Origin of the sequence: Roseovarius arcticus (assembly GCF_006125015.1) — a bacterium.
Classification (GTDB): domain Bacteria; phylum Pseudomonadota; class Alphaproteobacteria; order Rhodobacterales; family Rhodobacteraceae; genus Roseovarius; species Roseovarius arcticus.
In genome coordinates this window covers 1,033,782-1,046,681 of the sequence record NZ_SZZN01000001.1, presented here as the reverse complement: position 1 = coordinate 1,046,681, position 12,900 = coordinate 1,033,782, and the positions used below count along the sequence as shown (strand labels likewise).

11 protein-coding genes are annotated in these 12,900 nt (G+C 61.1%); 6 read left to right on the top strand and 5 right to left on the bottom strand.

All coding sequences use genetic code 11. The features are described 5' to 3' along the window. Positions 1–15: 15 nt before the first annotated feature. The 3 genes from MK6180000_RS05005 to MK6180000_RS04995 form a co-directional block, all read right to left on the bottom strand. Positions 16–1,293 carry an MFS transporter gene (locus tag MK6180000_RS05005; protein WP_138933737.1) on the bottom strand — a complete coding sequence of 426 codons (1,278 nt, stop codon included), beginning with the start codon at positions 1,291–1,293 and terminating at the stop codon, positions 16–18. A gap of 110 nt (positions 1,294–1,403) precedes the next feature. Beyond that, positions 1,404–2,456, bottom strand: coding sequence for a tRNA preQ1(34) S-adenosylmethionine ribosyltransferase-isomerase QueA (queA, locus tag MK6180000_RS05000; protein WP_138933736.1), 1,053 nt, complete (start codon positions 2,454–2,456; stop codon positions 1,404–1,406). A 25-nt stretch (positions 2,457–2,481) separates the two neighbouring features. After that, complete coding sequence (locus MK6180000_RS04995) at positions 2,482–5,961, bottom strand: YhdP family protein (protein WP_138933735.1); 3,480 nt, start codon at positions 5,959–5,961, stop codon at positions 2,482–2,484. Between the two features lie 115 nt (positions 5,962–6,076). Between MK6180000_RS04995 and MK6180000_RS04990 the strand changes: the two genes are divergently transcribed. The 5 genes from MK6180000_RS04990 to MK6180000_RS04970 all read left to right on the top strand — a co-directional run bounded on the left by MK6180000_RS04990 (position 6,077) and on the right by MK6180000_RS04970 (position 9,776). After that, positions 6,077–6,538 carry a peroxiredoxin gene (locus MK6180000_RS04990; protein WP_138933734.1) on the top strand — a complete coding sequence of 154 codons (462 nt, stop codon included), beginning with the start codon at positions 6,077–6,079 and terminating at the stop codon, positions 6,536–6,538. Between the two features lie 238 nt (positions 6,539–6,776). Further along, a complete protein-coding gene (locus MK6180000_RS04985; protein WP_171054550.1) occupies positions 6,777–8,096 on the top strand; it encodes a M23 family metallopeptidase in 1,320 nt (439 codons plus the stop codon). After that, entirely contained in the window at positions 8,086–8,604 is a 519-nt protein-coding gene (locus MK6180000_RS04980) for a bactofilin family protein (RefSeq protein ID WP_138933733.1), read from the top strand. The genes MK6180000_RS04985 and MK6180000_RS04980 overlap by 11 nt, the downstream gene beginning before the upstream one ends. 450 nt (positions 8,605–9,054) lie before the next feature. Beyond that, positions 9,055–9,174, top strand: a complete 120-nt coding sequence (locus MK6180000_RS04975) for an entericidin A/B family lipoprotein (protein WP_138933732.1) — start codon at positions 9,055–9,057, stop codon at positions 9,172–9,174. Positions 9,175–9,290: 116 nt separating this feature from the next. Further along, positions 9,291–9,776: an REP-associated tyrosine transposase gene (locus MK6180000_RS04970; RefSeq protein WP_138933731.1), complete on the top strand. Its 486-nt coding sequence runs from the start codon at positions 9,291–9,293 to the stop codon at positions 9,774–9,776. A gap of 19 nt (positions 9,777–9,795) precedes the next feature. Here MK6180000_RS04970 and lepA read toward each other — a convergent pair whose 3' ends face one another. Further along, positions 9,796–11,595 (bottom strand): translation elongation factor 4, encoded by a 1,800-nt coding sequence (gene lepA, locus MK6180000_RS04965; RefSeq protein WP_138933730.1) that lies wholly within the window; start codon positions 11,593–11,595, stop codon positions 9,796–9,798. 225 nt (positions 11,596–11,820) lie between these two features. On the opposite strand from lepA, the gene MK6180000_RS04960 reads away from it, so the two are divergent. Further along, positions 11,821–12,174, top strand: a complete 354-nt coding sequence (locus MK6180000_RS04960) for a hypothetical protein (protein ID WP_138933729.1) — start codon at positions 11,821–11,823, stop codon at positions 12,172–12,174. Positions 12,175–12,197: 23 nt separating this feature from the next. Here the strand turns inward: MK6180000_RS04960 and MK6180000_RS04955 are convergent, their stop codons facing one another. Further along, positions 12,198–12,782, bottom strand: a complete 585-nt coding sequence (locus tag MK6180000_RS04955; RefSeq protein WP_138933728.1) for an HNH endonuclease — start codon at positions 12,780–12,782, stop codon at positions 12,198–12,200. Positions 12,783–12,900: the final 118 nt, after the last annotated feature.

Here is a 12,900-nt window from a genome sequence, read left to right as displayed (position 1 = left end):
TGTAGCTGCTGCGCGTCATGCGGCGCCCAAGCGGGCGGCGTCTTCGGCCTCTTCCTCTTGTGCTACGTCGACATCGTATACCTGCGCAAATGTCACGGCCATCGGCGACGATGACGGCATGACTGTCGTGTAGTTTTCGACCGGGTCGACCACCCTGGTGCGGCGCTGCGTCATGCGATAGGCGGCATAGGCCGACGTGGCCGCGCCCAGTATCGCGATATAAAGGAAAAAGCCGCTCGGCCCCATCACCGACATCATCCAGGCGGTGGTCAGCGGCCCGGCGACGGCACCAAGCCCGTTGATAAACACAAGCCCGCTGGCTGCCGCGGGCATATCCTCATGCGCCAGAAAGTCGTTCGTATAAGCAATCAGCAGCGAATAGAGCGGGTTTGACAGCCCGCCGACGATGAATGCCGCCATCAGCAGTGTGGGAAAGTAGCCGCCGAACAAGATTGCGGCCACAGCGCCGACCGACACGCCCGCGCTGGCGATCAGGATAAGCAGGCGCCGGTCCATCACGTCCGACAGCCAGCCCAGCGGATACTGAATGATCATCGCCCCGATATAAAACGACGACACGAAGGCCGAGATCTGGCCAACACTTAGCCCAGCCTTACCGCCATAAACCGCGCCCATGCCAAACTGCGCCGAAAATACCCCGCCCAGCAGGAACATGCCGACGCAGCCCAAAGGCGAGGCATAGTAGATCTGCTTCAGCGTCATAGGCTTAATTGCGTCGAACGCGGGCGTCGGGCTGACCGACAAAAGGACAGGCGCGAACGAGATCGAGATCAGGACCGACGGGATGATAAAGAGGACGAAACCGCCCGGATCGGCCACAATCATCAACCCTTGGGCCGATACGATACCGATCATCTGCACGATCATATACAGCGACAGCGCCTTGCCACGGTTCTCATTGCTGGCCGAGTTGTTCAACCAAGACTCCGCTGTCACGTAGACCGCCGAGAAGCAAAAACCGATCAGGATACGGGCCACGCCCCATGCCCATGGGTCTGTCCATGTAGGATATAGCAACATGATCGACGATATGAACGATCCAAGCGCCGCATAGACCCGCACGTGCCCGACGCGGCGGATCATCTCGGGTGCCATGCGCGAGCCGAAGAGGAAGCCGACAAAATAGCCCGACATGATGAGCGACATCGCGAAGGTCGAAAATCCCTCGATCTCGCCCCGGATGCCCAGCAGCGTGCCTTGCATGCCGTTGCCAACCTGAAGCAGCATCATACCAAAGAGAAGCGCCCACGCGCCTGACAAAACCTTGAACATCGTATTTCTCCATGGCGTCCCGACGGGCCATGATGCCTCGGATCTGTGCCGCGTGTCTGGCCGGTTCGCGACTCGTGCCGCGCAGGCTTCGACACGCCCTTGGCAGCGATTTAAGCCGGGAGCAACAGGGATGCGTCGCCATAGGAAAAAAACCTATATTCATGGCGAACCGCATGGGCGTAGATGCGCCTGACCTCGCGCTGGCCCATCAGGGCCGAGACCAACATCATCAACGTCGATTTGGGCAGGTGAAAGTTAGTCATAAGCGCGTCGGTCACCCGAAAATCGAAGCCGGGATAGATGAATATATCCGTCTCGCCCTCCCACGGCGCAATCGCGCCGGTGGCACGCGCCGCACTTTCAATAAGGCGTAGCGCGGTGGTGCCGACAGGGATCACGCGCCCACCTGCCGCCTTGGTCGCGGCGATCTGTCTGGCTGCCTCCGGCGTTACCTCGCCCCATTCCGCGTGCATTTTGTGGGTCAACACGTCCTCGACCTTGACGGGCAGAAACGTGCCCGCGCCAACATGCAGGGTGACGTGGGTAAATTCGACGCCGCGCGCGCGCAGCGCCGCAAGCAGCGCATCATCGAAATGCAGCGATGCAGTGGGCGCGGCGACAGCGCCCGAATGGCGTGCCCAGACAGTCTGGTAGTCAGCGACGTCGCTGGCATCGGCGGCGCGGCGCGCGGCGATGTAGGGCGGCAACGGCATAGCCCCCGCCTTGGCCAGTGCTGCGTCGAAATCATCGCCTGTCAGGTTGAATTCCAGCACGCCCTGCCCATCCTCCTTGGCGATCAAGGTCGCGCTTAGATCGTCCGAGAAAATGACGACCTCGCCCTCGCGCAACTTCTTTAGCGGCTTGATCATCGCGGTCCATGTGCCGCCGGGGCGCGGGGATAACAGCACTGCCTCGATACGGGCCTCGGTCAGCCCTTGGGCGCCATCGCGGCGGCGGACCCCGTTCAGGCGCGCAGGGATCACGCGCGTATCGTTCAGCACCAGACGGTCGCCAGCGCGCAGCCAGTCCGGCAAATCATGGACGTGGGCATCGGTCAGGTCATCGCCTTGCGCCACCAGCAGACGGGCCGCGCTGCGAGGGCGGGCGGGGCGCGTGGCGATCAGCGCCTCGGGCAGGTCATAGTCAAAATCGCTCAGCTTCATGCAGCGCCCTTTGTGCCCGGCAAGGTTACGGGCGGTTTCTGTTGCCGCGATCAACTGGCTTGCGCGGTTGCGGCGCTGGCACCGGCGGCGGTGCCTCCTGCGTCGCGGTCACGTTCGAACTGGTCGCGCTCGGAACCCCGTTTAGCGCACCGCTTGGTCGCTCGGGTGGTTGGCGGCGGAAAATCTCGCGGAACATGCCGGGTGTCAACAGCGACAATGGGTTGACCCCGACCTTAGGCGCGGCCGCAGGCCCGGTCAGAGTATAATTGACGCCCACCAGCCCCTCACCGGCCCGCGTAAATATCCCCCCAGCCGCGTTCACAAAGTAAAACGGCGACACGACGCCCTGCATATCCATCTGCTTGGTTCCAAGGTAGTAATAGCCGTCCATCGAGATACCCATCGAGGACCCCACCGCGCTGCCCGAATAGAGCGTCAGTCGATCCGGCCCCAGCCCAAAGCGCGCGTCGACATCGGTAAAGTGGATGCCCCCTTCTGACATCTGCTCCAGCAGACCCACGACGCTGAGCGAGCTGAGCAGCGCGGCCAGCGCGGGCGCGTCGGTCAGCGTGATGTTGCCTCCATTCAGCTGGCCCTCGTAGGTACCCTCAGCCCCGGCAGGCGTCAGGAGCAGCTCCATCGTGCCGCCGCGCGCCTGCTTTAGCAGCCCGGCAGAGCCGAGGACGCCGCCCGCATCGTCCGCCGTTATACGGAACGCGCTGCGCCCGCGCTGCGGCACGATCTGGCCGCGGATCGCTGCGCCGCCATTTACGCGGCCCGTGAACGTGCCGTCGACCCCATTGGCAGTGTTCAAACGCGCGCGAAAGTCGCGAAGCGCGATGCCGTCGGACAAGACCAACGTATCCAGCGCCAAGGATACAGGGCCGCCCGCGCCCGCGCCGCCGCCCGTACCGGCAAGGTCCGCCTTGCGCAAATCGATGCTGCCGCCCGTCACTTCGATGCCCGGCGCGGCGCCCTTGCCACGCCCCGTCAGCGTGACGGGCGCGTTTAGCCAGCCCCCGACCGAGACGCGCGAAAACATTGCCCGGTTCAACTGGCCCGCGCTCGTCAGGCTGACACTGCCCAGCGCCTGCAGCCCCGGCGCGTCCAGCGACAGCTTGTCGATCTGCGGCGGCACGCCCAGCCTGCCGCGCACATCGAGCGTCCCGCGCGTAGCGCGCGGAAGGGACCATTTCAGCTGCGGCAGCGACAGACCAAGCCCAGCGAGATTAGAGGTCAGCATGAAGCTGCCCGCCTCGCCCTTCGGAAGCTGGACCACCACGTCGCCCACCGCACTCCCGCCAAGGCTTCCCGGCGGCAAGCCGATGCCGAACTCGTCTGCGAAGGTCTGGTTCAGCGTCACCGTTCCCTCCACCCGGCTGCCGTCTGAATCGGGGCCTAACGCCGCGCTATACGCGCCGCTGAACGGCGCCTTGCCCAACAATCCGTCGCCGGACACCTTTAGCCCATCCGCGTTCACTGCGAGCGTTAGCGCGTCGGCGCTTAGCACGCGACCCGGGACCAAAACGTCGCTCTGCAGATTGCGCAGCGTGCCTGAGACGTCGAATTTTATTTCCTCGGTCTGCACCTTCTTCTTTAGCGGAAATGCCAGACGCGCCTCAACCTGAGCGCGCCCGTCGGCTAGATCGACGGGACGGCCCAATTTAGTCAGAAACTGAAACGGCTCGTTGTCGATCAAGGTCAGTGCCGACGTGATTGAGCTGTTCGTGTGCACGATCACCTCGGCAGGGGCATCCGGAATACCGATCTTGGGCACAGTAAAGCTGGTGCCAGATATGTCGATCCGCCCGCCCTGCCCGGCATCGATCCAGCCCGAGTCGGCGGCGATGGCGAAACGCCCCTCCAGCAGGCGCGCCTTGCCAGCCGCTTGCTGAATAGGCGGCATCTGCTTCATAAAGCGGGTCGTCAAATCGTCGAAGTCGAAGCCGAGAAACACGTCGGGCCGATGCTTGGGCGAGGACCGGACGGCCAATTGGACATTGCGCAGCCGCGCCTGCGAGACATTCTGCGACACCCAAGTGCGCGTTTTAGGCACTGCGGCCTCGGGCCACAGGTCCATCAGGCGGTCGCGCTGCATCGTGTCAACGCGCCCGTCCAGCGCCAGATCCCATCCCGCCTCGCCGCCGCGCAGATCGCCGGTCAGCACAACATGGCTGCCCTGATCCGATAGACTAAGCTGGCCGATACTTAGATGAAACGGCTCCAGCCGCAGGCGCATATCCAGCGTGGCACCGTCCAGATCGATGGGCGTGTCATAGAGGTCCGCAGGATCAGCGGTGATATCCGTGACGCTCAACTGCGCCTGCAATTCGTCGGGCCAGCCGTTCTCGCCGCCGATCAGATGTGCGATCCCCTCGGCACTTGCCGATACCCAGCGGCTATCAATCGATACCGCCTCAAACGCGATGGTCTGCTCTGCCGGGTCATAGGTAAAATAGCTGCGCGCGGAATCGAACTCGATCGGCTTGGTCCCCTCGGTAGGACGCAACGCGCCCTTGCCGATGCTGAGGCTGGCGTTCAGCGGCCCCAGCCGCCCGTTGCCGTCCAGCCGCGCGCGCAGTGCGCCCGAAATCGGCGCGTCCAGCGCATCCAGCCAGCTTAGCGCCGGCGATTGCATCGCCAGATCGCCCGCCGGTAGATCCGAGAAGTTCAGCCCAAGTTGCGCGGCACTACTGCCGATCCGGCTGGAGAAGCTCATCTCTAACGTGCTGGCATAGGCGCGCGCGCCCAGCACGGTAAAGTCGCCGCGCATCCGCAGGACACCTGCCTCGCGCGTCGCTTCTACCTTGCCACCGTCGATGGTCCAGGCGCGCCCGGCGCGCGCATCCTCGTAGCGCAGGGTCATGTTGTCCGCAAAAACGCCAGTCAGCGACGCCATGGCAGGCCGCGTGAGTGCCGTGTCGATCAGCGCGATCATTGCGCTGGGGTCGCGGGCCTCAGGGGCGTTACCGCCGCTGCCAATCGCACCGCCCAGTTGCACGCCGACGCCGCCAGTGTCGTCGCGGCGCAGGTTCACCTGCAACCCCGATAAGCGAATGACTGATGGTTCCACCTGGCCGCGCAAGAGAGGCCGCATCGCGACAGTCCCGCCCAGTTCCGAGAGGGTCGCAAGCACACGGCTGTCAGGCCCGCGCAGCGTGACAGCGCGCAGCGTAAGGCGCGGGGTCCACCCTTTCTCTACTATGACGGCCATCTCGCCGACCTCGACGGTCAGGCCGCCGGCACTTGCATTAATTCGGTCAGCGATCCGGGCACGCAGCCCGTCGGGCACGATAATCGGGGTGCCAAGATACGACAGCACGAATAGCGCGCAGGCCCCCGCCAGCACGGCCACACTGAGCAATGACCACAGCCCGGCCTTTCGCCGACGGCGACGCCTGCGTGCGCGATGCGCATGATGTGCGTGATGCACACCATCGGCTGCCGCATCAGGTGCGACTTCCGGCGGCGCATCCGGCGGCGTCTGGTGGCCTTTCTGGCTCATCTGCTCCTTTGGGGGTCTCAACGCGGGGCCCCTCTCGTTTTGCGCGCCTGCTCTTTTATTTTTCGCAAGCGTTACGGTAATATATCACGAACTCAGCCCAACCCAAGGATGCCAGATGCCCGATATCTCAGACAAGGCCCCCGATTTCACCCTTCCACTGGGCGGCGGCGGCGAAATTCAGCTTAGTGGGCTGGCCGGACAGCCCGTCGTCCTCTTCTTTTATCCGCGCGACGACACGCCCGGTTGCACCACGGAAGCGATTGCGTTTTCCGCCCTCGCCCCCGATTTTGAGGCGGCTGGCGCAAAGGTCATCGGCATTTCCAAGGATTCGGTGGCAAAGCACGACAAGTTCATCGCCAAGCATGATCTGACTATCCCCCTCGTCTCGGACGAGCATGGAAGCACCTGCGAAGATTACGGCGTCTGGGGTGAAAAGCAGATGTACGGCAAGACTTTTATGGGCATTGAGCGCAGCACATTCCTGATCGGCGCGGATGGCCGGATCGCCAATCTATGGCGCAAGGTCAAGGTGCCGGGCCACGCCGACGAGGTGCTGGAGGCTGTACGCACGCTGTAGCTGCACGGCAGCTTGCGACGATACGGCACAGGCGGCCGCCTACAAAACCCCGCTCAAACACCATGCATATCGGCAATATTTTGCCGTTTCTGGCCCTCATAACCCGTTTCAGCCGTGATGCGGCGCAAAACTGTTGCCCAATGGACGCTGTCTGTCTAAGCAAACGCTCAAGGCGGCGCGCGGCACAAATGATGCGCCCCATCGGGATGGTACTGGGACAATCAGGGATGGGGACACCTTGCGCACACGGATCGCAATAGCAACTCACGCTTTTCTAGAACGCCATTTTCCCGAACGCCGGGTATTTCTGCGTTCGGACACCGACACGCGCTTTATGCGCTTGCGGCCTGTAACGCAGTTGATCGCGTTCAGTGGCGCATCGCTGATCGTGGGGTGGGCCATCATTGCCACCGCGATCCTGCTGATGGACAGTATCGGATCGGGCAATTTTCGCGAACAGGCCAAGCGCGACCAGCGCACCTACGAGCGCCGCTTGAATGATCTGAGCGGAGAGCGGGACAAACGCGCAATCGAGGCCCGCGAAGCGCAGGAACGCTTTAACTCGGCGCTAGACCAGATTTCTGTGATGCAGTCGGAACTCTTGGCATCCGAGACCCGCCGCCGCGAGATGGAGACTGGCATCGGCGTTATCCAGTCTACCCTCCGCCGCACTATGAAAGAGCGCGAGCAGGCACGCGGCAGCGCCGATGCGTTGACCGCCCAGCTTGAGACGTCTGGCGGCAGTGGCCCCTTGGCCGAGGGCGAAGAGGCAGGCACCAACCCTGTCGATTTCCTAACCTCCGCGCTGGCCGACACCGCCGCCGAGCGCGACAAGATCAGCGCAGACGCGCAGGATGCCTTGCTACAAGCGGACGAGATGCAGGCACAGATTCGCCTGATGCAGGACCAGAACGACCAGATCTTTCGCCAGTTGGAAGATGCAATGACCATCTCGGTCGAGCCGCTGGACAAGATGTTCCGCGCCGCCGGGATGAATACCGACACGATGCTGAATACCGTGCGCAAGGGTTACTCCGGCCAAGGCGGCCCGCTGATGCCGCTTAGCTTTTCCACCCGCGGCGAGGAAGCATCGGCAGACGCCGTTCGTGCCAATGGTATTCTCAACCAGATGGACCGGCTGAACATGTACCGGATCGCCGCCGAAAAAGCGCCCTTCGCGTTGCCCCTGAGGGGCGCGTTTCGCTACACGTCGGGCTTTGGCAAGCGCTGGGGCCGGATGCACGCCGGGACCGATATGGCCGGGCCGACAGGCACGCCGATTTACGCAACCGCCGACGGCGTGGTCACACATGCGGGCTGGCTTTCGGGCTACGGGAGGCTGGTCAAGATCAAGCATGCGTTCGGAATCGAGACGCGATATGCGCACCAATCTAAAATCCGCGTAACGAAGGGACAAAGAGTCTCGCGCGGCGAACGGATCGGTGATATGGGAAACTCAGGACGGTCTACTGGCACTCATTTACACTATGAGGTTCGCGTAAACGGCAATGCCGTCAATCCAATGACTTATATCAAGGCTGCGAGAGATGTTTTCTAAAAGCAAAATCAACGACCCAAGCCCGCAAAGAACAGATGCGCCCAAGCCGGCTGGCCATGACAAGCCGCAAGACGCTCCCAAGGCCACAGCGCCTCAGGGCGATTACAAGTCGGCGGCGCCAAAGGCGAAGCCGCCCGCATCAGTGCTATCCTCGGATTTGCACGTCACGGGCAACATGAAGACCACAGGCGATATTCAGGTCGAAGGCACGGTCGAGGGCGACATTCGCGCGCACCTGCTGACGATCGGCGAGACGGCGACGATCAAGGGCGAAGTCATCGCCGACGACGTTGTGATCAACGGCCGCATTGTGGGCCGCGTGCGCGGCCTCAAAGTGCGCCTGACATCGACCGCACGCGTCGAAGGCGACATCATCCACAAAACGATCGCTATCGAATCTGGTGCCCATTTCGAAGGCTCGGTTCAGCGCCAGGATGATCCACTGAACCCCAAGGCCAAAGCAGCAGAGCCGGGCGCCGCCAGACCAGCGGAGCAAAAGCCAGCCTGAGCGACTGAACTGTTTGGCGCCTCCGCGCCATGAAAATTGAGAAGCCGCCCCACCGACAGGTTTGGGGCGGTTTTTTATTGGCGGCCTGCGCGCGCGCCAAAACGGTATTGATCCGCGTAGACGGGTGCGCTTCTTGGTAGCCTTGGACTATGGTGGATCAATGATCCCGCAACTTCATATCAGGGCAAGGCTCTGCTACCGTCATCGCAGGCCCGAAGGGAAATACAATCACGCACCTGATTCGGTACACCGCCCCAGCGCCAAAGCCGTTGCCGCTGCCAGCCCTGCAAAAATGAGTGGCGCGGTGTTCGGACATAGCCCGCATTCGATTTAATGAATGGCTTGGTCGGACGCTCACCTGTCACCTGCCCTAGTGTCATTTGCATTGGAACCAACCCGCGCAATCCGGCGTTATAGGAGAAACACAACTACACAACTAGGAGCGTACTAATGCTAAAAGCAACACTTGCCATTCTGGTGATCCTTGGCCTCACCGCTTGTGAGACAACCGAGGGTTTTGGGCGCGACGTCCAAAAGGCTGGCGCCGCAATCGAAGATGAGGCGGAATAATTCGCTAATTCGCGACGATTAGCAAAAAGGGATGGTCCAATTAGGCCGTCCCTTTTTCACGTCGAACGTCGCGCCCGACTAAACCATTGTTTAACCCAGATGTGCGATAGTAAGTCATGAGCAGACATCAACATATATCCGCTCCGGGCGGTACCTACTTCTTCACCGTCCGCCTTGAGGATCGTGGCGCAAAGACGCTGACCAATGGTATCGACATGCTGCGCGATGCCTACGCATCAGTATTGGACAACTATCCAATAACCTGTCACGCGATGGTCGTACTGCCTGATCACATTCACGCCGTCTGGACCGTGCCATACCCCGACGATGAAATTTCGCTAGCGTGGAAGGGAATGGAAGCCCTTTTTTGCAGCCACCTACCCGCGAAGCCGGGCCGCCGCGACAGCAAGTGGCGCAAAGGCCAAACGGGCACTTGGCAATGCAAATTCTGGAAACACGCCATACGCAGCGAAGCCGATTTTCAGCGCCATGTTGACTATTGTCACTTCGATCCGGTTAAGCACGGCCTCGTGCGCAGGCCCGAAGACTGGGCCGTCTCAACTGTGCATCGCGCGCCTATGTCTGAAATGATCCTCGCGTAGAACCCGGACGTACCTGAAATCAGTTGTCCATCTTAAGCGCGGAGATAAACGCTTCCTGCGGAATATCTACCTTGCCGAATTGGCGCATCTTCTTCTTACCGGCTTTCTGCTTTTCCAGCAGCTTTTTCTTGCGCGTGGCGTCGCCGCCATAGCACTTTGCCGTCACATCTTTGCGCATCGCAGACAGTGTTTCTCGCGCGATCACTTTGCCGCCGATGGCGGCTTGGATCGGGATTTTGAACATGTGGCGCGGGATCAGGTCTTTTAGCTTTTCCACCATCGCGCGGCCGCGCATGTCGGCCCGGTCGCGGTGCACCATCATCGACAGCGCATCCACTGGCTCATCGTTCACCAGAATCGACATCTTGACCAGATTATCAGTGCGATATCCCAGTATCTGATAGTCAAAACTGGCATATCCTTTGGTCACCGATTTCAGACGATCATAGAAATCAAACACCACTTCGTTCAACGGCAAGTCATAGACCACCAGCGCCCGTGAGCCCGCATAGGTCAGATCCATCTGAATACCGCGGCGGTCTTGGCACAGCTTTAGCACGTCGCCCAGATACTCGTCTGGCACCAGAATCGTCGCCTTGATGCGCGGCTCCTCGATATGATCGACCGTCGACATATCCGGCATGTCCGCCGGATTGTGCAGCGGGATCTCTGAGCCATCCCGCATAAATACGTTGTAGATGACCGAAGGCGCAGTCGTGATCAGCTCGATGTTATACTCACGCTCGATCCGGTCGCGGATCACCTCAAGGTGGAGCAGCCCAAGGAACCCGCAGCGAAAGCCAAAGCCCAGCGCCGCTGATGTCTCCATCTCGTAGGTAAACGACGCATCGTTCAGGGCCAGTTTCTCAATAGCGTCGCGCAGGTCTTCGAATTCAGACGAATCGACTGGGAAGAGGCCACAGAACACCACTGGCACCGACGGCTTAAAGCCCGGCAGCGCGGTTGCGCAAGGCGCCTTGTCCAGCGTAATCGTGTCGCCGACTTTGGTATCGCGGACCTGTTTGATCGACGCGGTGATAAATCCGATCTCGCCCGGCTCCAGCTTGTCCACCACGGTCATCGCGGGGCGGAATACGCCGATCCGCTCGATCTGGTGGACGGAACCGTTCTGCATCATGCGCACGCGGTCGCCCTTTTTCATCACGCCATCCATGATGCGCACCAGAACGATCACGCCCAGATAGGCGTCGTACCAGCTGTCGACCAGCATCGCCTTCAGCGGCGCATTGGCATCGCCCTTTGGCGCGGGCAGATGGGTGATGATCGCCTCAAGCGTCTCGATAATGCCCTGCCCGGTCTTGGCGCTGACGCGGATCGCGCCTGACGCGTCGATGCCGATCACATCCTCGATCTGCTCGGCCACGCGGTCGCAATCGGTTGCAGGCAGGTCGATCTTGTTCAGGACCGGCACAATCTCGTGGCCCGCATCAATTGCGTGATAGACGTTTGCCAGCGTCTGCGCCTCGACCCCTTGGGTGCTGTCCACCACCAACAGTGATCCCTCGACCGCGCGCATGGAGCGGCTGACCTCATAGGCAAAGTCGACGTGGCCGGGCGTGTCGATCAAATTAAGAACATATTCCTCACCATTTTTGGCGGTATAATTGATGCGGACGGTCTGCGCCTTGATTGTGATACCGCGCTCGCGCTCGATATCCATGCTGTCCAGCATTTGCTCCTTCATATCGCGCTCGGCAACCGTGTTCGTCTGCTGAATCAGGCGATCCGCGAGCGTGGATTTGCCGTGGTCGATATGCGCCACGATCGAAAAATTCCGGATATGTGCAAGGTCTGTCATGCAATGGGATATGTATGGCTTTGCGGTCTTGGTCAAGTTGGATCGGTGCCCTCTGCGCCAAGTGTGCGCACGTGCGCACCCACGCCTCGCCGCCAGCATAAATTGCCCTATCTTCCGAATTGAAAAACGCGTGTAGATCGGGCAAAGATGCGGGAATGTAAAAGAAACCGGGCATTTGAAACCGGGCCATCGTGCAGAAATACGGCAAGCTATGAGGCAAATCGAATGAAGAATACTCTGATCGTTGGTATGGTGCTGGTCCTTGCGGGCTGCGGCGGCTCCAACCGCTTTGAAAAGTCGGGGCGAGGCCCCGCGCCGGTCTACGTCCCAAACGCCAGCGGCCCGCTTAAGAACGCCTGCCTTGCGTCCGATCGCAAAGCGCGCTCGTCCCAGCTCTGCGGATGCATTCAGGCTGTCGCAAATCAGTCCCTATCGAACGGCGACCAGCGGCGCGCTGCCAAATTCTATAATGACCCGCAGGCTGCGCAGGATACGCGCCAATCCAGCAGTGCCGGAGACGAGCGGTTTTGGAAGGCCTATTCCGACTACGGCAATCAGGCGGCGCGCATCTGTAGCTAAGCGGCGAGGCCGTGGCGCAGCGCTTACGCCTCCAGCTCGGCGTCCCAATAAAGGAAGTCGAGCCAGCTATCATGCAGGTGGCCGGGTGGAAATTTGCGGCCTAAATTGCGCAATTCCTCCGCGCCGGGCACGCGGGGCGGCCTGCGCAGGGTCATACCGGACCGCGACAGGCTTTTGGCGGCCTTGGACAGGTTGCACCGCGCGCAGGCGGCGACCACGTTCAGCCAACTGCTACGTCCACCGCTGGCGCGCGGGACGACGTGGTCAAAGGTCAGATCCCCCCGCGCCCCGCAATACTGACACCGAAACTCGTCTCTGAGAAAAAGATTGAAGCGCGTGAATGCCACGCGCTTCTGCGGTTTTACGAAATCTTTGAGGACGATAACCGACGGGATCCGTATTTGCGTGCTGGGCGAATGAACCATCTGGTCGTACTCGGCCACGATATCCACCCGGTCGAGCCATACTGCCTTGATCGCATCCTGCCACGACCAAAGCGATAGGGGATAGTAGCTAAGCGGGCGGTAATCCGCGTTCAATACCAGCGCCGGGTGATGCCGCAGCCCACCCGGCGCGTGCACAAAGTTTGTCCTGAAATCGCCTTGCATGATCGTTGGCCGGCCCCGCCTGCACAGATACGTCGCAGGGGTGACTATATATCGCGCGCGCCATCAGGCAAGCCTGTCATTGAAGCGCATATTGCCTCACTTCGCGCCCGCCGAGATG

Coding starts and splice junctions, on each gene's coding strand:
- MK6180000_RS05005 (WP_138933737.1), bottom strand. CDS start 1,293: ATGTTCAAGGTTTTGTCAGGCGCGTGGGCGCTTCTCTTTGGTATGATG.
- queA (WP_138933736.1), bottom strand. CDS start 2,456: ATGAAGCTGAGCGATTTTGACTATGACCTGCCCGAGGCGCTGATCGCC.
- MK6180000_RS04995 (WP_138933735.1), bottom strand. CDS start 5,961: ATGAGCCAGAAAGGCCACCAGACGCCGCCGGATGCGCCGCCGGAAGTC.
- MK6180000_RS04990 (WP_138933734.1), top strand. CDS start 6,077: ATGCCCGATATCTCAGACAAGGCCCCCGATTTCACCCTTCCACTGGGC.
- MK6180000_RS04980 (WP_138933733.1), top strand. CDS start 8,086: ATGTTTTCTAAAAGCAAAATCAACGACCCAAGCCCGCAAAGAACAGAT.
- MK6180000_RS04975 (WP_138933732.1), top strand. CDS start 9,055: ATGCTAAAAGCAACACTTGCCATTCTGGTGATCCTTGGCCTCACCGCT.
- MK6180000_RS04970 (WP_138933731.1), top strand. CDS start 9,291: ATGAGCAGACATCAACATATATCCGCTCCGGGCGGTACCTACTTCTTC.
- lepA (WP_138933730.1), bottom strand. CDS start 11,595: ATGACAGACCTTGCACATATCCGGAATTTTTCGATCGTGGCGCATATC.
- MK6180000_RS04960 (WP_138933729.1), top strand. CDS start 11,821: ATGAAGAATACTCTGATCGTTGGTATGGTGCTGGTCCTTGCGGGCTGC.
- MK6180000_RS04955 (WP_138933728.1), bottom strand. CDS start 12,782: ATGCAAGGCGATTTCAGGACAAACTTTGTGCACGCGCCGGGTGGGCTG.